Source organism: Paenibacillus sp. ov031 (genome assembly GCF_900143165.1).
Taxonomy (GTDB): domain Bacteria; phylum Bacillota; class Bacilli; order Paenibacillales; family Paenibacillaceae; genus Paenibacillus; species Paenibacillus marchantiae.
The window spans coordinates 595644-620396 of the sequence record NZ_FRDO01000002.1 but is presented as its reverse complement, the minus strand read 5'-3'; the positions used below and the strand labels follow the sequence as shown (position 1 = coordinate 620396).

General features: G+C 46.9%; 24 protein-coding genes. 17 read left to right on the top strand and 7 right to left on the bottom strand.

From position 1 onward, the window contains the following. Nucleotides 1-24: 24 nt before the first annotated feature. Nucleotides 25-591, bottom strand: coding sequence for a GbsR/MarR family transcriptional regulator (locus tag BUA17_RS12900; protein ID WP_072733846.1), 567 nt, complete (start codon nucleotides 589-591; stop codon nucleotides 25-27). 200 nt (nucleotides 592-791) lie between these two features. On the opposite strand from BUA17_RS12900, the gene BUA17_RS12895 reads away from it, so the two are divergent. From BUA17_RS12895 to BUA17_RS12865, 7 genes are all read left to right on the top strand, one after another. Further along, on the top strand, nucleotides 792-1667 hold the full coding sequence (locus tag BUA17_RS12895) for a carbohydrate ABC transporter permease (RefSeq protein WP_063565861.1): 876 nt from the start codon (nucleotides 792-794) through the stop codon (nucleotides 1665-1667). Beyond that, entirely contained in the window at nucleotides 1667-2581 is a 915-nt protein-coding gene (locus BUA17_RS12890) for a carbohydrate ABC transporter permease (protein ID WP_244552135.1), read from the top strand. The genes BUA17_RS12895 and BUA17_RS12890 overlap by 1 nt, the downstream gene beginning before the upstream one ends. Before the next feature lie 34 nt (nucleotides 2582-2615). After that, nucleotides 2616-3995 (top strand): ABC transporter substrate-binding protein, encoded by a 1380-nt coding sequence (locus BUA17_RS12885; RefSeq protein ID WP_072733845.1) that lies wholly within the window; start codon nucleotides 2616-2618, stop codon nucleotides 3993-3995. Between the two features lie 87 nt (nucleotides 3996-4082). Then, nucleotides 4083-4850, top strand: coding sequence for an HAD family hydrolase (locus tag BUA17_RS12880; protein WP_063565863.1), 768 nt, complete (start codon nucleotides 4083-4085; stop codon nucleotides 4848-4850). Next, nucleotides 4847-5182, top strand: coding sequence for a DMT family transporter (locus BUA17_RS12875; RefSeq protein WP_063565864.1), 336 nt, complete (start codon nucleotides 4847-4849; stop codon nucleotides 5180-5182). Before BUA17_RS12880 ends, BUA17_RS12875 begins: the two co-directional genes overlap by 4 nt. Next, a complete protein-coding gene (locus BUA17_RS12870) occupies nucleotides 5182-6198 on the top strand; it encodes a metallophosphoesterase family protein (protein ID WP_072733844.1) in 1017 nt (338 codons plus the stop codon). Before BUA17_RS12875 ends, BUA17_RS12870 begins: the two co-directional genes overlap by 1 nt. Before the next feature lie 350 nt (nucleotides 6199-6548). Beyond that, a complete protein-coding gene (locus BUA17_RS12865) occupies nucleotides 6549-8009 on the top strand; it encodes a carboxylesterase/lipase family protein (RefSeq protein ID WP_072733843.1) in 1461 nt (486 codons plus the stop codon). A 170-nt stretch (nucleotides 8010-8179) separates the two neighbouring features. On the opposite strand, the gene BUA17_RS12860 is transcribed toward BUA17_RS12865, so the two are convergent. Beyond that, a complete protein-coding gene (locus tag BUA17_RS12860) occupies nucleotides 8180-9334 on the bottom strand; it encodes a VanZ family protein (RefSeq protein WP_072733842.1) in 1155 nt (384 codons plus the stop codon). Between the two features lie 254 nt (nucleotides 9335-9588). On the opposite strand from BUA17_RS12860, the gene BUA17_RS12855 reads away from it, so the two are divergent. From BUA17_RS12855 to BUA17_RS12835, 5 genes are all read left to right on the top strand, one after another. After that, nucleotides 9589-9930, top strand: a complete 342-nt coding sequence (locus tag BUA17_RS12855; protein WP_063565920.1) for a zinc ribbon domain-containing protein YjdM — start codon at nucleotides 9589-9591, stop codon at nucleotides 9928-9930. Between the two features lie 192 nt (nucleotides 9931-10122). Continuing rightward, nucleotides 10123-10680, top strand: coding sequence for an RNA polymerase sigma factor (locus tag BUA17_RS12850; protein ID WP_072733841.1), 558 nt, complete (start codon nucleotides 10123-10125; stop codon nucleotides 10678-10680). Next, complete coding sequence (locus BUA17_RS12845) at nucleotides 10637-12295, top strand: DUF4179 domain-containing protein (protein WP_072733840.1); 1659 nt, start codon at nucleotides 10637-10639, stop codon at nucleotides 12293-12295. Before BUA17_RS12850 ends, BUA17_RS12845 begins: the two co-directional genes overlap by 44 nt. 430 nt (nucleotides 12296-12725) lie before the next feature. After that, on the top strand, nucleotides 12726-13538 hold the full coding sequence (locus BUA17_RS12840) for a class I SAM-dependent methyltransferase (protein WP_072733839.1): 813 nt from the start codon (nucleotides 12726-12728) through the stop codon (nucleotides 13536-13538). Between the two features lie 174 nt (nucleotides 13539-13712). Then, nucleotides 13713-14774 (top strand): LLM class flavin-dependent oxidoreductase, encoded by a 1062-nt coding sequence (locus BUA17_RS12835; RefSeq protein WP_072733838.1) that lies wholly within the window; start codon nucleotides 13713-13715, stop codon nucleotides 14772-14774. 103 nt (nucleotides 14775-14877) lie between these two features. Here the strand turns inward: BUA17_RS12835 and BUA17_RS12830 are convergent, their stop codons facing one another. Next, complete coding sequence (locus BUA17_RS12830; protein WP_063565872.1) at nucleotides 14878-15537, bottom strand: TetR/AcrR family transcriptional regulator; 660 nt, start codon at nucleotides 15535-15537, stop codon at nucleotides 14878-14880. Nucleotides 15538-15729: 192 nt separating this feature from the next. On the opposite strand from BUA17_RS12830, the gene BUA17_RS12825 reads away from it, so the two are divergent. Continuing rightward, nucleotides 15730-16545, top strand: coding sequence for an SDR family NAD(P)-dependent oxidoreductase (locus tag BUA17_RS12825; protein WP_072733837.1), 816 nt, complete (start codon nucleotides 15730-15732; stop codon nucleotides 16543-16545). A gap of 160 nt (nucleotides 16546-16705) precedes the next feature. Here the strand turns inward: BUA17_RS12825 and BUA17_RS12820 are convergent, their stop codons facing one another. Both BUA17_RS12820 and BUA17_RS12815 read right to left on the bottom strand, forming a co-directional pair. After that, nucleotides 16706-18466, bottom strand: a complete 1761-nt coding sequence (locus tag BUA17_RS12820) for a cellulase family glycosylhydrolase (RefSeq protein WP_072733836.1) — start codon at nucleotides 18464-18466, stop codon at nucleotides 16706-16708. Between the two features lie 97 nt (nucleotides 18467-18563). After that, complete coding sequence (locus tag BUA17_RS12815) at nucleotides 18564-19040, bottom strand: DUF4385 domain-containing protein (RefSeq protein ID WP_063565875.1); 477 nt, start codon at nucleotides 19038-19040, stop codon at nucleotides 18564-18566. A 116-nt stretch (nucleotides 19041-19156) separates the two neighbouring features. On the opposite strand from BUA17_RS12815, the gene BUA17_RS12810 reads away from it, so the two are divergent. The 4 genes from BUA17_RS12810 to BUA17_RS30625 all read left to right on the top strand — a co-directional run bounded on the left by BUA17_RS12810 (nucleotide 19157) and on the right by BUA17_RS30625 (nucleotide 23288). Further along, nucleotides 19157-19624: a YfbM family protein gene (locus BUA17_RS12810; RefSeq protein ID WP_072733835.1), complete on the top strand. Its 468-nt coding sequence runs from the start codon at nucleotides 19157-19159 to the stop codon at nucleotides 19622-19624. Between the two features lie 100 nt (nucleotides 19625-19724). Next, entirely contained in the window at nucleotides 19725-19856 is a 132-nt protein-coding gene (locus BUA17_RS31865; protein ID WP_256336468.1) for a hypothetical protein, read from the top strand. A 211-nt stretch (nucleotides 19857-20067) separates the two neighbouring features. Further along, nucleotides 20068-21573, top strand: a complete 1506-nt coding sequence (locus BUA17_RS12805) for a copper amine oxidase N-terminal domain-containing protein (protein WP_244552134.1) — start codon at nucleotides 20068-20070, stop codon at nucleotides 21571-21573. A 245-nt stretch (nucleotides 21574-21818) separates the two neighbouring features. Then, a complete protein-coding gene (locus BUA17_RS30625) occupies nucleotides 21819-23288 on the top strand; it encodes a GNAT family N-acetyltransferase (RefSeq protein ID WP_083584695.1) in 1470 nt (489 codons plus the stop codon). Nucleotides 23289-23371: 83 nt separating this feature from the next. Here BUA17_RS30625 and BUA17_RS12790 read toward each other — a convergent pair whose 3' ends face one another. Together BUA17_RS12790 and BUA17_RS12785 are read right to left on the bottom strand one after the other, a co-directional pair. Next, on the bottom strand, nucleotides 23372-23830 hold the full coding sequence (locus BUA17_RS12790; RefSeq protein WP_072733834.1) for a GNAT family N-acetyltransferase: 459 nt from the start codon (nucleotides 23828-23830) through the stop codon (nucleotides 23372-23374). Next, a complete protein-coding gene (locus BUA17_RS12785; RefSeq protein WP_072733833.1) occupies nucleotides 23827-24747 on the bottom strand; it encodes a D-alanine--D-alanine ligase in 921 nt (306 codons plus the stop codon). Before BUA17_RS12785 ends, BUA17_RS12790 begins: the two co-directional genes overlap by 4 nt. Nucleotides 24748-24753: the final 6 nt, after the last annotated feature.

Genomic DNA, 24753 nt, shown 5'->3' with positions numbered 1-24753 from the left:
TTTTTATAAGGTGTATACACTTTATTAATCACTTTCATGTGGAGCGTCTTTGTAAAAAACTCCATCCCGCAGTTGATCTACAAATCCCTGCAACCACTCATAATACTGCTCCGCATGCTGAAGTTTATGCAAATCGCGCAAAGCGTCTTCCCGTTCCTCCGGCGGAGTTGTTCTGGCGAGAATAATCTCCGATAACTGCGGAATGACCTCCCGAAGGCTTTCCTGCATCACGTCGATTTCCCGTTGAAGCTTGGCCCCGAAGAAGTTCTGAAACGTACGGAAAAAGTTGGTTTCGGCCAGATACTGATCCTGGCGTTCCCGCTTTTCCTCCAATTTATAGATCATCTGAGATTCGGTAAGCGAACGTACAGCATAACTCATATTACTTTTGCTCATGTTCATGGACGTTTTCATCTCTTCCAGCGTCATGGGACGATCCTCAAAATACATAATGCCATACAGTTGACCAAATGAATGATTGACTCCATACAGATCCATGGTATTGGCAATGGCGTCAATGACTTTCTCCCTCAGCTCGGGCCGATAGGACAACGACGAATGGTTCTGGTCCTCGGCAGCTTCTTTTCCCACAATCTCACCTCTAGTATATGGATGGGACTCCCTGTTTCCTTTTCATATTTTACATGACCTCGCGTTATTTTAACATAACCCGGAATTACATTTTTCAAATGTATTATACAATCATTTTTGTACAGAAGAGATTAAAGGGAGTTTGAAGACATGATTTTTAGAGAAATTAAATAAAATTTGGACGATTAGGAGTGTGCAAATTGCGTGTGAAATTATGGAGGGAGACAGAAGCGGTTCTCTTCACCCTTCCTGCCCTTATCCCATTACTCATTTTCTGGCTGGGGCCTTTGGGATACATTGTATATCTGAGTTTTACGGATTGGGACTTCATGAGTCCTGACAAATTATTCGTCGGTTTGGATAACTACAGCTATCTGCTAACCAATTCTGAATTTTACCGTTCATTAAAAGTTACGCTGTTGTTCGGTCTTGGAAGTGTAGTGCCTACGATTGTGGGTGGATTGGCGCTGGCCATGCTCATGAACAGCAAGATTAAGTCCTCCGGCTTGTTCCGGACGCTGCTGTTCTCCCCTTGGGTGACTCCGACAGTCGCAGTCTCCATTGCGTGGTCATGGATTTTCGAACCTGAAGTGGGGCTGGCCAACCTGTTGCTTGGCTGGGTCGGCATATCCCCGATCGGCTGGCTGAAAGATCAGAACTGGGCACTGGTAGCTGTGCTCATCGTCACGCTGTGGAAATCGATTGGCTGGTCTATGGTATTTTATCTGGTCGCATTGCGTAACCTGCCATCCGATCTGCTTGAAGCGGCATCGATTGATGGGGCAGGCAGCTGGGACAAGTTCCGAAGCATTACACTGCCGTTGATTTCACCCACCACGTTCTTCCTGTCCATCATTCTGACGATCCAGTCGCTTCAGGCTTACGACCAGATCAACGTGATGACGCAAGGGGGACCAGCGGGATCAACAAGAACACTGCTTTACATGTATTATCAATCTGCATTTGAGTCCTTCAATGTGGGCGAGGCTTCTTCCATCGCCGTTGTTATTATTCTGATCTGCGTTCTGCTGTCAGGAGTATCTTTCCTGCTCGGCCGACGCCTGGTGCACTATTGATGAACATGACCACTCTAAGCAACCAAACAAGAAAAGATAATCGTCGTGAGGAAGTGCAGAAACGGAAGGTCCCTCGTGCAGGAAAAGGATTTGCTACCGCACTTCGCTATCTGCTGCTTGTGCTGGTGAGTCTGACGATGGCATTTCCGTTCTACTGGATGGTCATTAGCGGTTTAAAGACCAATGACGAGATCTGGCAGTTCCCGCCAACCTTCTGGCCCGAAACGTTCCGCTGGAACAATTATGTGGATGCGTGGCAGTCTGCTCCATTTGCCCGTTACATTCTGAACAGTACAGGGGTAGCGGCAGCGATCTGTCTGATCCAGGTCATTAACTCCAGCATGATGGCCTATGCACTCACCCATATGCGTTTTCGTATAAAAGGGGTACTCACCGGACTGATTCTGGTAGGCTACATGATTCCGAGTACCGCCGTTTATTTGCCCAGTTATTTGGTGCTCAGCGAACTTAAATTACTGGATTCCTATACCGGACTGATTGTGTCCAACTGTGTCAGTGTGTTCTCTATCTTCCTGATTCGTCAGGCGTTCATGCAGGTATCCCACGAATTGGTGGAAGCCGGCCAGTTGGATGGAGCGTCGCACTTCCGCATTCTTTGGACCATTATGACGCCGCTGGTTCGTTCGTCGTTTGCCGTGATGGTGTTGATTACTTTCATTGACCAGTACAACAACTATTTCTGGCCGATGCTCATTACCAAAGACCCGAATCTGCAATTGGTATCCGCAGGTCTGCGCAGCTTTTTCGTGGAAGGTGGAGCCTACGGTCTGGCATGGCCGCAGATCATGGCTGCCAGTGCTTTTACCATCGCACCGCTGCTTATCCTTTTCCTGTTTACCCAGAAAACGATCATGCAGAGTGTGAATATTACTGCCGGCGTGAACAAGAACTGATTTTCACAACATACTTTATATAGGAGGAATCAAAATGAAATTGGGTCAAGCGAGTATGAAATGGCGGAACAAATTAAAGCTCAGGTGGAGAGGGGGCATGTCGCTGGTACTGGCTGCGAGTTTTGCCCTGATCACCGCGTGTGGTTCCTCTGCCGATAGCGGCACGGGCACGGGTTCAGATGCAGTAGCTGCGAATGGAGCTGATTCTGCATCAAGTAGTCCGGTCGAGATTGAGTTCTGGTATGGTCTGGGTGGTAACCTGGGAGATAACATGAAGAAGACGATTGACGCCTTCAATGCATCCCAGAACGAAGTTGTTGTGAAAGGGATTGTACAAGCCGATTACACGGAGACCGAACAGAAACTGCAGGCTGCCATTGCCTCGAAAAAAGTACCCGCCGCTGTACTAAGCTCCAATATCGACTGGGCGCGCAAAGGCTACTATGCACCTCTGGATGAGCTGATCGCCGCCGATCAGAGCTTTAACAAGGAAGATTACGTGCAAACCTTCCTGGAGCAGGGAAAAGTAGACGGCAAGCAATATTTCTTACCGATGTACGGAACAACTCAGATCATGTATTACCGTATGGATGCGCTGAAGGAGAATAATATCGATCCTGCCACTCTGACCACATGGGAGGCACTTGCTGAAGCGGCAGCGAAGATGAGCAAGCAGGAGAATGGCAAGACAACCTTCTACGGCTGGGAGCCGATGTGGGGTAGCGATAACATGATCGACGCCGTGCTGGGCAAAGGCGGGAAGATTCTGAGTGATGACGGCAAGACCGTAACGATTGATTCACCGGAATGGGTAGAGACGTGGGAGCTGTTCCGCAAGTGGATTAATGAGGACAAGACCATGGGTATTCATTTTGGCGGCCAAGGCTGGGAGTACTGGTACAAAACCATTGATGATGTCATGAAAAATAAAGCAGCTGGATACACCGGTTCCAGTGGTGACCAGGGAGATCTCGATTTCAGCATCGTTGCAGCCATGGAACAACCGGGCTGGGAAGGTGTAGGCCAAGGCAAACCTGTAGCGAGTGCGATCATGGCAGGTATCCCGGCCGAAGCGAGTCCAGAACAGCAACAAGCAGCTTATAAATGGCTGACGTATTTCTCGGAAACAGTGAATACAGCAGCTTGGTCCATGAACACAGGTTACATTGCAGTTCGTCAATCTGCTCAAGAAGATCCTGCTTTCAAAACGTTCAGTGAAGAGAACCCGCAAATCAAGGTTCCACTGCAGCAGGCTTCCCATGCTTCGGCTCCGTTCCAGGACCCGACCGGAGGCAAAATCAATGATGCACTGAAGGATGCGGCAGATCAGGTACAGATTAATAACATTCCAGCGGCACAAGCGCTGAAAGAAGCCAAAGAAAAGGCTCAAAAAGAATTGGATCGCGTGAAATAACAAGGGAAACAAGTTTAACTTAGAGGAGCGGTGCAGTCATGTGCCGCTTTTCTGACTTAGTAATTCAGCAGATAAGGAGCGTAACCAATGCCCGAATTAACGCTTGGGAGCCTTTCTACCCCAATTGAGGCTATTTTATTTGACAAGGATGGGACATTGCTTGATTTTACAGCCATGTGGGGCTTCTGGACCGATTGCGTGATGGAGAACTTCCGGGAAGAGCTTGCTGCCCGTGGCCTTCAGTTCAATGCAGTAGAGATTCCTCATATATGGGGAACATTCCATGATGAGCAGGGACGAATGAACGGCTATGATGTGCGAGGACCCCTTGCCATGGGAACGATGGAGGAAGTCTACGCCGTATTAACTTGGCATGGCTATCGTGCAGGATTAAGCTGGGCGGAAGCGAAAATTATTGTGAGGGAATGTTTGCTGCAGGCAGAATACGCAATGAATAAGGAGCGCCCTGCTCAGCCCCTCCCAGGCGTTCTTGCCTTTCTTGAGCACTGTCGCAGCAAAGGACTGAAAATGGGGGTCGTCACAGCGGATGAGACAGAAAATGCCCTAAGTCATTTGAAGTGGATGGGGATTGAATCTTTTTTCACCGTAGTTGTAGGAACGGATCAGGTTGGACGGGGAAAACCGTTTCCTGACATGTTGCTGCTGGCGTGTGAGCGTCTGGGTGTACCTACTGCAAGAGTTGTCGTGATCGGCGATACGGATGGTGATATGGAGATGGCTCGTGCTGCCGGAGCTGCCTGGAAGATTGCTGTCGGCGAACCTGCTCATATCAAGCTCGCGGATCTTACGGTTCGTTCGTTTGATGAATTGCTGGAAGTCGAGGTAAACCGATGACGAACCATTCGTATACGGGATGGATACTACTTGCCCTAGCGATTGGATTGGAGCTGAGCGGTACGATTCTGATGAGGGTCTCGGATGGTTTTACCCGCGTATGGCCTTCCATTCTTATGTTTGCTTGTTATGGAGCGAGCTTTACCCTGTTGAATTTTGCTGTGAAGTATATGCCGCTGGGTGTTGCTTATGCCATCTGGTCGGGTGTAGGCATTACATTGATTGGGATCGTGGGACATTACTTTCTGGGTGAACGTCTGAAGGCGATGTCGATCGTCTGGATGGGCTTTATTCTGATTGGCATTATTGGACTGAAATGGAGTGATTCCTGATGGATAATGAAAATAAATACGAACAACCGATAATCAGCTTCCAGGTCATCACAGATACGCATGTGAGAGAGCAGGCTGATCATATCCATAACCGTCATCTGGAGAAAGCGCTGGAAGACATCGCAACGTATAGCCATGGCAGCAGCGGAATTATGCATGTGGGCGATGTGACCGATCGTGGACTGCCTCAAGAATACCAAGAGTTGCAGCGTATATTGGAGGCTCAGGGCGATTCACTGCCTCAAATACGTTACACCGTAGGTAATCATGATATCGGAGCCATTCTATGGGGAGATCCGCCGCTGAACTTGACCACAATGACCCAGCATGAGGTGGGCGAGGTGTTGGGACATTCAGACGATGTAGGCGAAAGCGAAATAAAGGTTCAAAATTTTGAGAAACCCCAGAATTCCATCTCGATTGAAGAGTTATGGCAGAAGCGATTGAACAATTTTACAGCAATCACAGGTATGAACGGATCGTATCACGACCACTGGATCGACGGTTATCATTATATCTTTCTAGGTACGGAGCAGCCTCATCCGAAAGATTGTGATATGTCTGCCGATCAACTGCAATGGCTGGAAACAAAACTGTCGGAGCAAGCATTGCCTGAGCAGCCGATTTTTGTCTTTCTCCATCAACCACTGATGGATACAGTCGCGGGTTCCATGAAGGAACAGGGTTGGTATGGTGTGAGTCAGGACGCAGCATTAAAGGCAATTCTAAGTCGTTATCCGCAGGTCATTCTCTTCTCTGGGCACACCCATTGGCAATTAGAGGCTCATCGCACCATGTACGAAGGTGGCGGACAGCTGCCAACGATGTTTAATGCTTCCTCTGTAGCTTATCTCTGGACGGATGAGGATGAGCATCTGGAGGGAAGTGAGAGTCTGCATGTGGATGTATACCGTGATCGGGTTGTCGTTAAGGGACGTAATCATATAACCGGGAGCTGGATTGAAGGCGCAGAATATACGGTTCCTTATCCGCTAAAAGTAAACGGCGGTAATTGATCCATACATCGGGTGATTTGATGGAATATGCAGGACAGCAATAGAAGACTTCGCTCGTTAAATGAAGCGGAGTCTTTATTATTGCTGTAAAAGTTCCACGTGAAACGTAGCAGTGGTACTTGAATCTGGACAAACTTGTAAATGGGTATCGCGGAGATCTATACTCAAATAAGTGGAAACGCGCCTGCCAGTACGTACGAAAGGGCGTTGAAGCAATACAAAATTATTCTTCGTGTACGTTATTTAATAAACCTTGAGACAGAATTTCATCAGCTCAAAGTTACACCCAGATCTGAACAATACCAGTCGTAAACTGGAACTATCGATCAGTAGAGAGGATGTATGTGCGCATGAGGGAACTTCAAGTAAACACAAGATATGGCACGGTTCAAGGAGAGCTTCTGCATGGAGCGAGTGTATGGAAAGGCATTCCTTATGCTACACCACCCGTGGGTGAATTACGCTTTCAGGCTCCAATCCCACCCGAGTCGTGGGACGGAGTTCGGGAGGCGAAACAATTCGGTCCTGAAAATATACAGCCAAGAAATCCTCAAGCCGAGGGCCTATCTGGACAGCCTCCGGTGGAATCGGAAGATAGCCTTTACCTGAATATCTGGGCACCCGAAAAAGAAAGCCATGATCCACTTCCCGTAATGGTATGGATTCATGGCGGATCTTTCGTTTCAGGCGCTGGCAGCCAGCCCATGTACGATGGAACACAACTTGTCCTCCGGGGAGACGTTATCGTCGTGACGATCAACTATCGCCTGGGGCCGCTAGGGTTCTTGCATTTGGCTCCGCTTGGAGATGGTTTTGCATCTAATGTGGGTTTACTGGATCAGATTGCTGCGCTGCAATGGGTACAGGACAACATCGAAGCTTTTGGCGGTGATTCGCATAACGTCACTGTATTCGGAGAATCTGCGGGCAGCATGAGTATTGCGGCTTTGATGGCGATGCCAGCAGCCAAAGGGTTATTCCACCGCGCCATTATGCAAAGTGGAGCCTCACAAGTTATGCCAGCAGAGCAGGCTTCAGCCATTCGTGATGGCATGCTGAAGGTTCTGGGTGTAACACCGGATGACCTGCATAAACTCAAATCCATTCCAGTGGAGCAAATCATCGCTGCTGGCGAGACGGTCAAACAACAAAGCGGTGCAGGGATGGCCCTGTTGTTCCAGCCCGTACTGGATGGAGTTACACTTCCGAAGTCGCCTCTTCAGGCGGTAGAAGAGGGAGCCGCACAGGATATCCCTGTACTGATTGGAACTACTTTGCATGAAGGCTCGTTGTTCATTCAGCCTCAGGTGCCTTACTCCGAAGAGATCAACATGGTGAAGGCTGTTGATTTTATGACACCTGATCTGGAGAATCGGGCTGCCATTGCGGACAATTATCCCAAAACTGCAGATGGCCAGGCCCAGGTGATGACGGATCTGTTCTTCTGGCGCTCGGCTGTGCAATATGCGGCTGCTCAGCAGAAACATGCACCTGTATGGATGTATCGCTTTGATTGGGTGATGCCGGAGCATCCACTGCTGCATAAATCAATCCATAGTATCGATATCTTCTTTGCTTTTAATACGTTACCTGTATTGAAGTTTATGAATGCCGAACCGGATGCTGCCGCGGTAAAACTTGCAGGTAAAGTGCAGGATGCATGGATTTCGTTTGCCAAGCAGGGCAAGCCTGAGACATCGGAAGTTAATTGGCCTGCCTACGAAGATAATCGCGCTACGCTGATATTCAATCATGAAGTAGAGGTGGTCCATGACCCGGAAGCTTCCAAACGTGAGCTGCTGGGGCTATAGTTTATCCCATCTGTACTTCATCTCAATATATTTAAAAGGTGTGTCTCGTCATTGGCTGACGAGGCACACCTTTTTTTACGATGGATCAAACTTGCCGGCTTTAATGGCAAACGCTACGGTACTATCTGTCATCTGAAACTATGTGCTGTGAGTGTTGTGAGTCAGGAATTTTATTTTCTTGAAGCTCGTGTCTTGGACACATCATCACAGTAAAACGCACGCTTGCCTCGGGAGAACAGCACCAGCATGACATGCACGAACAACACCAAGAGAATAAGCATATGCAGACCAAAAATTCCGACAGAGATCCACACCTTATAAGGTTCGAGCATTACATTTTCGTTCAGAAAGGCATAATCAGTTATGAATTGAGCTACGGTGACCAAGATCCAAGGGGCGTAAAGTGCCAGCAACCTTTTAAACAGGGATGCGCTGGAAGGCTCCCCAGTCTCCCGGTGAACATATCTGAACCGCATGAGGGCAGACCCTGGAGTCTTGCCATCTCGCAAGGATGGAATAAAGAAAAATACAAACAGCATGGCGATCGCCGTATTTAGCGTACTGACGATCACATTTGTATTACTCCAATTAAATATGGACATCAGATTGGACAGGAATACAACAACTACACCGTCAATGATAAGTGCCAGTAATTGAGGCACAGGATAGACCTTGTTTTGTTCCAGAATCTGCTCGCTCTTCGCCTGAATACTTGCTCGAGACGGGAATAAGGCAAGCAAGATGGGAGCTGCGAAAAATCCCAGTATCGTTCCTGAAGTATTCAGTAACAGGTCATCCACGTCAAACAGCCGGTACGGGCAATCATAAAAACCGTAGAAGCCGGTGATCTGGGTAATCTCAAAGAACAGGGATAAGCCGAATCCGCTTAACAAAGCCTGTTTCCAGTACGATCTCTTTTGCCAAAAATAACGGATATACACGCCAAGTGGCATGAGAAGCATTACGTTGAACAGAACCTGCAGAAAAGCCCTGCCCTGAATCATTCCCATATAGCTGGCCGGTTGAGACCAGATGATTGGTGTTTCTTTCATAATATCTTTTATAAAGGTGAACGGAACAAGGTTGTAATATACGGTATCCGCTGCTTGCTGTGCACATGTATTACGAGTGGTCGGGAAAGGAAGAATAACCAGACAGTACGCAGCCAGTAGGTAGAAAATAAATGAGAAGCTGACCCCAAACCGCGACCAGCTAAAAAATCCATCTTTCCGATATCCGTAGATCAACCAAGGAACCAGCAGAAACATGGCGATAAGGACAAAAATAAAGAAAGCCGTTTGGACAGGAAAAACATAGGGTGACATGAGCAGAAACTCCTTTTATAGGATATATATCAGCATTTCGTGTAAGACACGACTTTTAAGAATAGTATTTCGTTGTGATGCTCCACCATTTTTCTTTTATTGCTTCAGTATAAGGAATCTTCCTTAAATCAGGGGGCGGGGCAATCTTAAATTTAGTTTAAAATCAATTAACCACCGTGGCCTATATGGAACAATGGATTGCATTCCCGTATACTTGCGAGGAAGCCACAAAATGAATGGAGAGTTTAATACATATGTCTAATTTGCCTAATTGCCCCAAATGTAATTCCGAATACACGTACGAGGACGGTAATTTGTTGGTGTGTCCAGAGTGCGCGCACGAATGGGCGCTAGCGTCTGAACAAGAGAATGCGGAAGAAACTAAAGTAATACGCGATTCCAATGGTAATGTCCTGAATGATGGCGATACCGTTACGGTCATTAAGGATCTGAAGGTGAAAGGCAGCTCACTGGTAGTTAAGCAGGGTACCAAAGTCAAAAACATTCGTCTGATTGACGGTGACCATGACATCGACTGCAAAATCGACAGCCTGGGTGCGATGAAGCTGAAGTCCGAGTTTGTGAAAAAAATCTAGCATCTCCTTTTGGCACGCTGGATTGCCATGTTATTGGCCTTGTCTTAAACCATAAAGAACGTTCATTTCTGCAATGCTGTGGAAGTGAAGGTTCTTTTTTGTTGTATGGAGAAAGGGTAAGAATGAACCTTTGAAGGATCGGCTTTGTCTATAGATTTGAGAAGGCTGATGCAGAGAAAGGAGGGAAAGCTTTTGAACGAAAAGGAATTGTTTGAGATATACAACAAGGATGTGTACCGAACTTGTTATTACATGCTCCATCATGCTCAGGATGCCGAAGATGTATGCCACGATGTTTTTATTACGGTATTTCGTCAGGATTGGCAGAAGGTTGAATACATGAAGACATGGCTGATGAGAATTACGGTGAATCATTGTCTTAACTTTCTGAAGAGGGAACGTACAGCCAAGCAGCGGGAGAAAAGGCAGTTTATTCTCACCCCTCAACGAACTGCTGATCCGGTTGATACGTTGATCGAACATGTGGAGGAGTCCGAGGTCTGGGCACAATGGGTTCATGAGCTACCTGAAAAGATACGTTCAGCGATTCTGCTGCGTTATATGAACGAATTAAGTTTATCCGAAGCTGCAGAGATTCTGGAAGTGCCACTGGGAACGGTGAAGTCCAGAGTATATAAGGGAATTCGATTGCTTAGGAAAAAATGGGATCAAGCCAAAAAGCAACATCAGAAAGGGGAAATGTATAGTGAAGCATACGGAAAATCTGTTATCTCGTCATCTGAAAAATAATGCAGATATTCGCTATCCCGATTTCGATGCCATGTGGAATCAGATTCAACAGGATCAGGAGCGTTGCCCAGAGCTTCATGTATCAGAGAATAAAGAACATCTGCCGCAACAGATCAAATGGAAAAAGACTGCACTGATAGGAACCGCTGCAGTTATTCTCATGGCGACGCCAGTATATGCAGCAGTCCATTATAACTGGGGTGAAATTTTAAATGACCGTAGTGGTATCCAGAATGCCATGCAAAAGGATCTTGGACAGAAACTGAATCAGTCCGTAACGGTCAACGGTGTGACTTTAACACTGGATACAGCCTTTTCCGATGATAATCGCACGGTTATTTTGTATACATTGGACCCTGGTAAGTACGGAGGTGATACATTACAATTCCCTTCTATTGGCCTGCGGGATGAGAGTGGTAAGCTAATCGAGGGAAGATACTACCATGTTCCTGATCAGACCGATGGAAAGTTTAAAGGGTACTTTGAGACGGAGTGGACACCATCAGGAAAAGAAGCGAATGTCGACTTCACTGTAGGTGGAATCCAAATATTAGTTCCGGAAGAAAAGGAAATTACCCTAAATCCTTTTCAGCAACAATCACAGGTGTTCAATATCAATAAGGATGGTTTGGGTGAACTTGTAGTGAGCGCATTCAATGAAAAGGAAGATAAGATGATGTTGTCTACATCATTAACCTTTGATCAACCGGAGGTTCGTGACTATGCCTTTCCGTATTTAAAGATATACGATCAGAAAGGAAAGATTTTGGAAGGGAATGCAGCAGGCATATATGGAAAGCCGGGAGAACATGGTGAATATATATCGGAACAGTTCTATAACTTGGAGAAGTTGAAGCAACAAGCAGCAAGTTATGTACTGGCTTACAGTAAAGAAGAAGGCAAAATGGAGCAATCACTGGATATTGGTATACGTCTGGATAAAACAGAGATGCTTAGTGGTACGAGTAAAAGAGTGCTAAATATACCTCTGGATCAGCAGTCGGATGGAGCAGTCATCAAGGAAGCCATAATTACACCCACCCAAATCAGGCTGATCGTTACTCATAGCGAATATTTCATGCAATTACCATATTTGCAATACACACTTGATGTAAATGGCAGCCAGTTAATTGGAGGGGTATGGCCGTCGGACGATCCGGCACATGAAGCGGAACTGCGCTTCGAAGTGACCTCTGGTCTAGAAATCAACCAAGATACACCAATGACCTTGTACGCTCGCCATAAAGTCAACTATTTTCAGGGTGAATTTGAGCCGATTACGTTATCCGAGATTGGGGAGAAACCACAGTACCTTGATTCAAATCTGGGCGGTTCCATAATCCATTGGGCATATTACCGTAAAGAGGGTGATTTGTACGTGGAGAGATATAGTGATGATCTACATTTTGGTGGAATTAATCAGACCTATACGATCCAGAAGGGCAAACGAAGTTATGGTACTCCTGCCAAAACTCAATTTGCCGGTGACGGAAAAAACCTGGGTATTGATCGATATAATAATTACACGTCGGATACAGCAATCGTATATCCCTGGATGTACAGTACAGAAGAACCGGAACGTGAAGTAGCTGTGCAACTGGAAAATAAGAATTGACAGGAAATATTTAGAAGTAATATACTGGATAAAATTTAACAGTCAAACGCAATGATCAGGAGTATTAAGGCACAAGGTTTGGTCCAGAGAACTGTCGCTTCGGTGCAAGGCAGTCCAACCTTTCCCCAACTCACCTGTGAGCAGCAGAATCGAACCGTAGTTACATGAATATCGTCATTGCTCAGCGCACAAAGGGCTGGATGTTAAAAATGATGCTATACGCTGACTTCATGTAGATCCTGACGGTTAACCTCCGTCATCAGGTCCTGAGATGTTATGGCAGGATAGGTTGGAGCATGATGTTTCCAATCCTGTTCATGGATCAAGAAGAGTGGTACCGCGAAGGTCAGACCTGTCGCCTCTTAGTTGAGGTGGCAGGTTTTTGTTTTTTTATATGGCCTTAATGTTGAGAAAAGGCAGGTGCAGAATCATGGAAAGATCACGTGTGATTGAGTATTATTCCAGATTTGACGAGTGGGGAAGGTTGGATCGGGAACCGCTGGAGTTCATCATTAACATGCATTATATCCGAGAGTCACTTCCGGCAACCGGACTTGTGCTGGACAATGGCGCCGGACCAGGCAAATATGCGATGGAGCTTGCCAGGCTCGGATACCATGTCACGCTGTCAGACCTGACCCCTGCATCTGTGGATATGGCTCAGCAGAAGGCAAAGGAATTGGATTTGACACAGCAGTTTGACAGTTTCCATGTATTGGATGCGACCCATCTGAACGGCATTGCAGATGAGACGTATGATGCCTCTCTGATGCTTGGGCCATTGTATCATTTGCAGACGGAAGAAGAGCGAGTGGCTGCGGTAAGGGAGCTGCATCGGGTCACCAAGCGTGGGGGAACTGTGTTTGTAGCGATGCAGAGCCGTATGCGAATGGGCATTACCTCTTTGCAATCCCCGCAGCAATGGAAACCACATGACCACATGGAAGCTATCCGTTCTTTTGTGGAAAAGGGGACATTCGATCATCTGGATCAAGGACGGTTTACAGGGGCGTACTATTTCAACATTCAGGATATTATCCAATTTATGGAGCAGTACGGATTCGAAACGGTAGACCTAATTGGATCGTCCAGTCTTAGAGCTATGCTCACAGAAGAGCAGCAGCAATATTGGAAAGAACGCGGGGAATACGATGAGTTGATCCAGTATATGATTGAGGCGGCCAAAGACCCGTCAATACTGGGAATCTCGTCTCATCTCCTGTACATTGGGAAAAAGAAATAATCATTAAATCATTGGATTTTGAGAAGAATATGTCACGAAAGTGCCCTCTGGAAAACAGGGGGCACTTGTATTTTTCCTCAAAATAGTTCAATATTAAGATAAATAACAAAAGGTGATCTACTTACAATAGGTTAGATGAACGACGGATCGCTTCATACCAGGGAGGAATAGACAATGGAAATCGGAATCAGTACATTTGTGGAGACGAACCCAGATATAAAAACAGGAGAACTTATAAGTCATGCGCAGCGTATTCGCGACGTCGTTGAAGAGATCGTTTTGGCAGATCAGGTGGGGCTGGATGTATATGGCGTGGGAGAACATCACCGTGCCGACTATGCCGCTTCATCACCCGCTATCATTTTGGCCGCCGCAGCTTCACAGACCAAACGCATTCGCCTAACCAGCGCTGTAACGGTGCTATCTTCGGCTGATCCGGTACGGGTATTTCAGGATTTTGCAACGCTGGACGGTATTTCGAATGGGCGTGCGGAGATTATGGCAGGGCGGGGATCATTCATCGAATCATTCCCATTGTTCGGGTATGATCTGAATGATTATGATGAATTATTTGATGAAAAATTGGAGCTCCTCTTAAAACTGCGTGATTCGGAAAAAGTAACCTGGGAAGGCAAACACCGCCCTTCCTTTAATAATCTAGGCATCTACCCGCGTCCGGTACAAGAGAAGCTGCCTGTATGGATCGGGAGTGGCGGTAACCAGGAATCGGTTGTCCGCGCGGGTCTGCTTGGATTACCGCTTGTTCTCGCCATTATTGGTGGTCGTCCTGTTCAATTCGCACCACTGGTGGAGTTGTACAAAAAAGCAGCTGCACATGCAGGTCACGACGCTTCCAAACTGACCGTTGCTTCTCACTCTCATGGCTTCATTGCGGATACAACAGATGAAGCTGTGGAGAAATTCTTCCCTCCAGCTCAGGCAGTAATGAATATGTTGGGCCGTGAACGCGGCTGGGGACACTATAGCCGTGCAACCTTTGACGCGGCACGTAGTCTGGAAGGCGCGCTGTATGTCGGTGATGTGGATACCGTTGCTCAAAAGATTATCTATCTACGTAAAGAAGTTGGTATTACACGCTTCATGTTACACACTCCCCTCGGCACGATGCCGCATGAAGAAGTGATGAGAGCTATTGAACTGCTCGGCAAAGAAGTGGCTCCCAAAGTCCGTGCTGAAATCTCGCGTTGGGAAGCTGAGAGCGAAACCGCACGTTAATTAGCGATAGTAATCCCTTATATATAATGATAAAAAGGAGCAGGTCCTTCATCCGAGCGATGAAGTGCCTGCTCCTTCTTTCGTTTCCTTATCCATTCATGGCTTAGCCCTTGGAGGATACTCCAACAAGAGAAAGAATAACCATGGACAACGTATGATCATATAGCCGTTTCGCGGCCTCTTCACTCTCAATATGGCCTCCCAGGTACAGGTGGATGACGCCATGCAGAGGGGCCCAGATCATACGAACTGCAAGCAAGAGATCGTTCTCCTTAAGCATTCCCTGCTCAATTGAGACCGCAACCAGGGACGTAATTTGTTTGAGTGCAGTTGCTGTTCCTTGCAGACTCTCTGCATCTGGTTTGAATTCTGCAAAAGAACCGCCAAACATCAGCTGATAGAAGCTGGATTGTGTAATTCCGAAATCCCAGTAGGCATAAGCGAGATCGCGAAAATAATTCTCGAATGATGCTTGCTGCGGCACGGATTCAAACGATTGGGATAGGAGGGAGCACCCCTCCATATATAGATATTTAGCTAACCCTTCTTTCTTGCCGAAGAGGTTATATATGATTTTGGTGGAGCACTCCATTCGTTCTGCCACGCGCCGAACTGTAACGGCTTCGGGGCCGTGCTCTTGCAGCAAGGATGCGGCGGCATGCACAATATTTTGGCGCAGGTTTTCGGAGTGCTGGAGTCTGGCTTCCTGAAAGGTAGTGACCGTGTGAGCGGATTCTTTGGAACCGGAATTGTGATCTTTCATCTATCTCATCCTCATACATCCATATTGTTGTTTAACGGTAACCGTGTTTCTTATCGTCATTCTACTGTTTTACGCTGGAAATCGTCAAATGATCAAAAGAAGTTGACAGTACGAAGACAAGAGAGTACGATGATTTCATTAGGAAACAGTGTTTCCAATAAAAAACTAGTGTTCTGAAAAGGTGGATGAGATATGAAGCAGTTTCAAAATCAATGGGTACTCATTACAGGGGCTTCTTCAGGAATTGGGCAGACTTTTGCATTGGAGATGGCGTCCAAAGGAAAACATGTGGTCTTGGTGGCCCGATCGGAGTCCAAATTGCGTCAATTGGCAGAACGGATTGAGCGAACCTATCAAGTGAAGACGGAAGTGATTGTAGCGGATCTATCCCAGGCGGATGCACCACAACACGTTTATGAGGAATGTATGAATCGGGGCATACAGGTTAATGTATTAATCAACAATGCGGGATTTGCCACGCATGGAAAGTTTGAGCAGGTGGATGGTGCACGGCAGCGGGAAGAGATTATGCTGAATGTACTCGCAGTCATGAACATGACCCATCTTTTCCTGCCAGGTATGCTGCAAAAACGGAACGGTACCGTCATCAATGTTTCTTCAACAGCTGCTTTTCAACCTGATCCATACATGGCTGTATATGGGGCTACGAAATCTTTCGTTCTTTCTTTTACAGAGGCGTTGTATGAAGAGAACCGGAAACGAGGCGTTAAGTTTTTGGCTTTATGCCCTGGCTCAACCGATACCTCATTCTTTGACGTAGTAGGAGCCGAAGAGGCCTCGGTAGGCAAACGGGATACGCCTGAGCATGTTGTGGAAGTGGCGATGAGGGCGTTGGAGTCAGGCAAGCCGTATGCTGTGCCAGGTGCCTCCAATTATTGGACGGCCCAGTTCGCCCGCCTTATGCCGCGCAGACAAATGCTGAGGATCGTAGGGGGTATGCTTCGGCCCCGTTCGAAGAGTGGCAAGCCGCAAAAGGCACAGGCTTAAGTGTACCAAACCATACCAAACTCAAAGACACTGCCAGCTGAAATACCCCACTGGCAGCGTCTCTATTTGAACAATCTTCAATACTGTGTAGGTCACGCTGCTGCATCCAGCAGAGCCCATTGCAATCAACGGGTCGTACAATCCTAACCCGCGAACAGGCTCAATTTCGTACCTCGCCAGTCACCTGATTTCCGTTCTTAATCAGAGTGTAGCGAATGAGCTCACCACTCCAGAAGTGAAATGTCAGCTCGATCTGTCCAGCGTGCAGTTCTTTGAGCCAATCGGGCTGTAGCTTAATTTCATTCGTTTCATAAGAAGGAGCAAATGTGGTCAAGAATTCCTTATACGGTGTCCAGTCCTGTGGCGCTGTGTTCTCACCGGATGTATACACAGCCTCCATCGTGGCAAGCTGATCACCTTGAAACTGGGTGGGAATGGAGAAGGAGTCTACTATACCTGTTGCGTCGCCCAACTCGGGCTCCGTGGACACAATCACATTCCATTTCCATTTTGCACCCTGATTGAACTTCGCTGTGAGTATCCCATTGTTCCCAAGCTTCTGAGTTGAGCTGATCATCCGGGATAACGCAGTGGATTTGACGGTTAACGTGTTGCCACTGAACGAATAATCCGTGCCAGCTTTCAGCATCTCCTCACCCGCATACAGGGCAACCAGCTTGTTTCCGTTTAACTTGATCGTCAATGGTCTGTCTCCCACAGGCGAACCTTGTCTGAAATAGAGCAGATCGCTTTCTCCTACGGCAGAACGTCCTGTCCAGGAAGCTTGGATCATCTGAAATAAATCCGGGTCAGCCCACTGGAATGTTTGTCGATTCAGATGCTGACCGTTGTCCCATAACATGGACGTGATCTTTTTTTCTTTTAACTGATGACCGATGAATTCAAAATATTTCAGCTTCTCTCCCTGTTCAATGACATCCGTATGTTTGTCAAAACCGAGCAGGCCGTATTCGCCCAGAATAACCGGAATGCCCTGAACAACCAGTGTGTTGTACACATTATTGAACGTGCTGGCCGCATCATTTTTCGTATCCGTATCGAAGGTGGTATGCCCTGCAATGTTGACACTGAACGGCCAATATCCGTAATAATGCACCGTAGCAATCAGATTGTGATCCTTCAGCCTGGCTATCGTCTGCTGCAAACTGTCGAGTCTCACCTGTGTTGGCGAACTTTCCAGCGTAGGCAGGACCAACGGACGCTCGGCGTTATTTCCACCTGTTTCCCGTACTAACTTAACAAATGCATTGTTCAATTCATGCAAAAGCTCCAACTGCCGTGCCTCATCAATATTGCTGCCCGAGCCCATATCTCCGGCATTTGTTGCTCCGCGGTTAAAGCGCGGTTCGTTAACACTCTCGAACATCAGCTTACGCGGTTCATCTTTAAACTGCTTGGCAATCTGAGTCCATACTGCTTTATAACGGGAAAGCACCTGATCGTGGTTATTCTCCAGTTGGCTGATCCAGAGATAGGAATCATGGTGAACGTTCACGACGACATAGAGGTTGGCATCCAGCGCCCATTGGACAATCTCCTGAACACGAGCCATGTAGGCTGGATCAACAGTGTAGTCTGGTGCGTCCCCAATATGCCCATCCCATGTGACGGGAATACGAATACTTCGGTATCCCTGAGCAGCGATCTGCTGTATCAGTTCCCGGGTAACTCGCGGGTTGCCCCAATACGTTTCATCAGGTCCGACCGTATCCAGAGAATTTCCCAGGTTCCATCCCGGCTGCATCCCGTCAACATCGCTTTGTAGCGGGCCAAAGGCTGTCATTTCATGTTGTCTGGCAAGTTCAGACTTGGCTGCAGAGGCAGGCAAAGGAAGCAGAATAAACAGACACAGGGTGATGCAAACAAGTGCTAGGACGAAATGGTGGCTAGGTGGGTTCATGAGGGCTCCTTTGGATGGGTATACATCGTTAATCTCGTGTGTGAAGCTTGATGTATTGCATTATATCAAAATGAACGTCTGCATAAATCATGTATTTTCACCCATGCTTCTGCGCGTTCTCCGACTCGTACTTTTCCCGGTGCTCCTGCTTCATTTTCACATAATCCGGATCCGTTTTGGCGATCTCCCATTGTGCTTTGAAAATGGCTGCTGATTCAGCCTTCACCTTATCATTCTGATAAGGCAGGATGGAGCCGTCCTCCTTCGAGTATTTGCGTCCGCCTTTATGATTCGTATACCGCCTTGCCCGCGTATAGCCCATTTGCAGAAACTTGCGTGCCATATCCATACCGACAAAGTCATCCTTTTTCTTATACTCCAAAAATAGTTCGTAGATCTTCTGCGAGGATTCTTTCGCAATTTCAGGTGTTTTGAACCGCCAGTGCGGTAGAATCTCGCTTTTGTAGGGCTCCACCATTAATACTCCTTGCTCTCCCCGGCCAACGGTATACAGTTCAGGCTGCTTGCGCAGATCAAGCTCCTCGTAATTGAGGCTGTAATCAAACTTTTTCATGGATTCCGCTCCTCCTTGAAGATTATTGTTCCTTTCCACCTCTTTACCCCGATTCTTGTACAACATGCACGGTTAATGGGAAAGAAGGGAAGTACATACATAGGAGGGATAAGGGTATGGGCATGTCCGGCAGATATCTTGTTGTCACCAATGAATTAATTGCATCCATTAAGTCAGGTGAAGTCAGTGTTCATGATTGTTCGGTCGAGCTGGATATCGATAAAATGTGGCAGATGCTTCAGTTTACGTTGACTGGTGAAGTGGTAGAGGGGCAGCCTCCTCTGGGATATGTGGTCCCTTTGGCAGGCGAACAATATCTGGGCAACTATTCAGACATGGATCTGTTCCTGCTGAACAATGAACAGGTGCTCGAGGCGTACATGGCGTTAGAACAACTAACACCTGAAGAATTGAAGAAACGGTTTAGCCTGGAACAAATGGTAGCTGAGGGCGTGTATCCTGTCATGGAGGATTGGGACGCAGAGGAGACATTCCAGGAGATCGTTCAGACACTAAATGATGTTCAGGCTTTATATCAGGCAACGGCTGCAAGTGGGAACGGAATTGTCTTTTATATTTTCTAAGTTCCCACCTCTGTCTGTTTAATTTTTCATTATTCCGGTTATTGATAGAAACAAGGCACAGATTGTTGCCTAAAATCCGGTAGAAGAGAGGGAATACGATATGACACAAGACCAGAATGAAGAGAACAAAGCCATTCAAGACGACGAACCGGATCAATTTGAAACCCCTGCACGTACCGATGGTAAAGAATCCGATGAGGACACTGAGGCAGAGGATACGGAAAAAGAATAAACTGAACTGTTTATGATTGGACTAGGCATAGTGTTGTTGAAGCCAATTACACCAAATTTTAAATATACGTCATACCCGAGGTCGGACCATCGTTCGGCCTTTTTTTGGTATTTATTTACCGATCCGGTTTACAACAATTACCTATAACCCTCATAATAGGAGTGAACCACATTTTTCCTAAGGAGGAGATCGTATCAAAAATCACAAGCTATTGAAGTGGATTGCCGTACCACTCGTTTTGATGATGGTTACGCTTACGGGATGTCAGGCCGTAGGTGGCGTAGATATTAGCAAAGCCGTTGTCAACAGCACAACCGTCAAGTCCGGTGAATCCAAACAGTCGATGCATATAAAAATTGAACCTACAGCAAACCTCGTCGATGAGGATGCGCTTCAAATGATTGAACTCATTAATTCCGTTTCATTGGATATTGAAGATGCCAAAGCGAAGGACTCCAACACGGCGTCTGTCAAAGGTACACTGAGTATGCAAGGAAAGAAATTACCTTTCCATCTGTCGATGGATAAATCGGAAATGGTCATTGATGTAGACGGAGCGCAAAAGCCTCTATACATATCTTTGGAGGATGACACACTTCCTATGCTAGATACGAAGGCGTTGGAGAAGCAGATCGAGGAGCTTTCCCCGAAATTGCTGACCTTTGCGCTGAAGCATTTGTCCAACCCGAAAAATATTTCCGTAACGCCGGTACAGGAATCGGTTAACGGTGAATCGCTGAGCCTCTCCAAGCTGCATGTGGAGATCAGTGGAGAAGAGCTTCTTGCCATGGTTAAACCGTTTCTGACAAGTGTTGCTCAGGATGAGCAAGGACTCAAGGATCTGATTGGAGATCTGTATGATGTGTTCTACCCTATCCTCGTTACATTCAACACGGTTGATATTGGCGACGGCAGTGCCCTTCCTTCTACGATTAGCGAATCACGGGATGCCGAAGTTGCTTCATTGTATGAAATGATTAAGGGCGGTCTTGACGAGATTCTTGCCAATTACGACAAGGAACTAGCCAACTTGTTGACCGAAACACCTGAATTGAAGACGGTGTTCGGAACTGAGACCAATCTCAAATTGGACTTTTATCTGGACAGCGCACTGAATATCCGTAAACAGAATTATGATTTCAAAGTAGCGTTGCCTGCTTCTGAAGATCTGCCGATCAAATCGGTATCCGTATATGGTGACAGTGAACTGTGGAATATTGGTGGACCAGTAACTGTGGATGCCGTGGACAAAACGGCTGGTGCAATTGATCTGATGCAGGGAGATATCACTCCAGGTCAGATGTTGCGCAATTTTGATTCCAATTCACTTGTGTATCAGCTGTTGAAGGATGAAGCGGGAATCACCCGTAAATATGTCATGTTGTATCCGGACGACGAAACCTATGGCGCAGTCACTGTTAAAAATACAACATTTGTTCCTCTTCGTTATCTGTCCGAGGAATTGGATGCTGAAGTGAAATGGACCAAAGGGTCGGATAAAATCGTCGTTATTGACGATATCACCGGCGATGAGATTGTCCTGACTGTGGGTTCCAAGAAGGCCACCGTTGCAGGCAAGGAAGTAACAATGGTCGAACCTGCTTATGTGGGCAAAAACGGCAAAACTTACGTCCCGCTGCGCTTTATGGCCGAATCTCTTGGGGCATCTGTAGATAAGGAAAAAGAAACAGGCTGGATTTTCATCGACCGGCCATAAGTAAGATTTGTATGTGAGTCTTAGGTTGAGAGGGGATTTCAGAGTATGCCAGATTTCTCGTAATGATCATGAAAGAACACAATGAAAAAATTCCGTTAGACCATTAACGGGATACGTGTGTCCTTTTTGACCCATTACGAGGAGCTTCGGCGTTTCTGAAATGATGAAACGAATCGGGGAGTGCCTCTATTGGAGGTGCTCCTCTTTGTCGTGCCATCCCAAATAAATCCCCAGAGGTGTTATATATGAAAAGTCAATTAATCATCCAATCCAGTTCGATTACATTACGTCCACTAACGCTGGAAGACCAGTACGCGCTGTACGCATTAACCCGACAACCGGAAATCACGGATATTCTTCCCGAATGGAGGATGACAGAGGAACAGCTGCATGGTTTTCTGCAATTTGTTGTTGGCAGTTACGAGCAGTTCGATCCGAAAGATGTACGGGTCATGCTGGCTGTTGTACACAACAAAGATCAGCAAATCATTGGCTGGTGTGGTGTGTTTCCCAATGACATGCTGGATAGTGATGATCGTGAAGTGGCTTACGCCATTTCACGGGATTATCGGAATAAAGGGTATATCACAGAAGCAGTGAATGCCTTAACGACATACTTATTTGAACATACTCTATTGGATCGAATTGTGGGTATTGTAAAGCCGTTTAACCAGCCTTCACGCAAGGTGCTTGAGCATGCTGGATTTCGTTATGTCTCTCGCAGAAAACTTTCGGATCAGGCAGACTACGATTATTTTGAGCGACATAAAGTACAACCGGCACCAGCATCTTCACTGGGGCTGCAATCTCTAGTTCAGCTTCGTCGTGCACGCCATGAGGATGCTGAAGTGCTCACGATGATATGCACCAGAGCCTTTGATCATGCGATCAGGGTCTGGGCTAAAGGAGACACAGTTCCGGACAGCAACCTTTGTCCACCAGGCTATTCGTCTGTTCGTATGCACAGTTACGTGATCCGTGAATGGGACTATTACGTTATAGAATGGGATGGATGTACCATTGGTGGAGTCAGTGTCAATGTATTGGGAAGCAGGCATGCGAGACTGGATAAAATCTTTATTGATCCCGTTTGTCATGGTCGGGGTATAGGATCTCAGGTCATCAGGCTTGTTGAGGCCGAATTCCCGGAGATTGGGATATGGAAGCTGGAGACGTCGGGAAGACAGCGGGATAATCATCATTTTTATGAGAAAATGGGTTATATCTGTCTCTATGCGTCTGAAGATGAATATGGATATGAGAAAATCATAACAATAGAGCCTGTGATCCAGCTCCCATCCGAGGAAATATCCAATGTTAAGGATGAGACGGTTACTGAATTTTACCAAGCTGATCTGGATTCACTTCGCTTCAGCACCAGCAATCTTCGGGATATCCGGATGACCGATTGCAACCTGAGTGGGGGCAAATTCACCAATCTGAATATGACCAACATATTATTGGCCGATTTGCGTTTAACAGATAGCAAGGTTGAATTCTGTGCTTTGGATGGTGTTCATTTTCAGGATACACACCTCGGCGCAGACAGAGCACCCATGCGTTGGGAGCATTGTGACCTCAAGGGCAGTCATTTCAATGACTGTAATCTATCCGGCGTACAGTTGGAACAGTGTCAGGTGGCAGGAATGAAGATTAATGGCGTGGCTGTAGAGGAGTTACTTGCTGCGTATGAATCCATGAAGGCCAAAAGATAATTTACTTATAGCGAAATAGAGAACGCCCGTTTCCGACCTTTGTGTCGGAAATGGGCGTTTTTTTGATGTTACTTTGTAAACAGTCAGCTATGCTGCAAAGCCTGCGGCTTTTTGCTAAAGCCAGTGCTTCCCGCGGTAAAGCCCATCTGTTGGTAGAATTCATGCGCAGCTTCACGATCCGGGCGATTGCCGCTGTTTAGAGACAAGGAATCCACGCCATGAGTGGCTGCCCATTGTTCTGCTTCCAGAATAAGCTGACGACCGATGCCGGAGCTTCTGAACTGGTCATGCACGATAAGAGCCATAATACGGCAGTGTCTTCCGTTTTTTTCATATAGATAAGATGTTTGGAGGCCAATCAGTCCAACGACACGGCCACGGACCTCGGCAACCAACGTTGCAAAGTTTGAATCCGCAGCGATGTGCGAATAACGCTCCTTCATCTCGGCATACGTGGTTGGGTAACCGAGTTGATCCATAAGAACGACCATATCTTGCAGATCTTCAGAGGAACTGTTACGAATCGTTACATTCAGACTCATGATCGAGTTGCCTCCTTTTGGCGTTCTATTAACGAGAGATCAATAATGGAATCCAGCAAACTGGCAAAGGAGATACCAGCAGCGGCTGCACTTTTGGGCAGCAGGCTATTTCGGGTAAGACCTGGCAACGTATTCACCTCAAGCACATAGGGCATGCCATCCCGAATCATCATGTCCACGCGAGCATAGACACTACATTTCAACACCCGGTAACAGGTTAATGCCGCAGCTTCTACACGTTTATGCAAATCCGCAGGCAAATGGACGACCTGCTCCTCAGCGCCGCCATCATTATATTTGGAGGTGTAATCGAAAAAATCGGCATTTGAACGAATCGAGATAACAGGAAGCATCTGACCATCCAGAACGGCGCAGGTAATCTCCTCACCCTCAATATATTGCTCAATCATGACGACTTCGTCCCAGACGAGAGCCGCTTCTACAGCCGCATGAAGAGCCGAGGGTTCTTGCACCACTTGCGTGCCGATACTGGAACCGCCTGAATTGGGCTTTACCACAACGGGATACGTTAACTGCTGCACAGCGACTGATGACAATTCATCCAGACTGCTTACCTGAAGCCACTCGCCAGTAGGTACACCCGCATGCTGGATGAGGCGTTTGGACATATCTTTGTCCATGCATACGCTGCTCGCGAGGACACCACAGCCTGTGTAAGGAACACCCAGCGACTCCAACGTACCTTGAATCGTACCATCCTCGCCGTATTTGCCGTGCAGAGCGAGCAGTGCCACATCCAATCCTGCGGCTTTGTCAATGAGATCTCGTTTGCTGTTGATCTCCACCGGAATAACCTCATACTTCTGTCCATCCAGATGGTTCATCATCTCCCGTCCGGTGAGCAGAGAAACATTCCGCTCCGAAGATGTGCCACCCATTATCACGCCAACTTTCATGTGAAT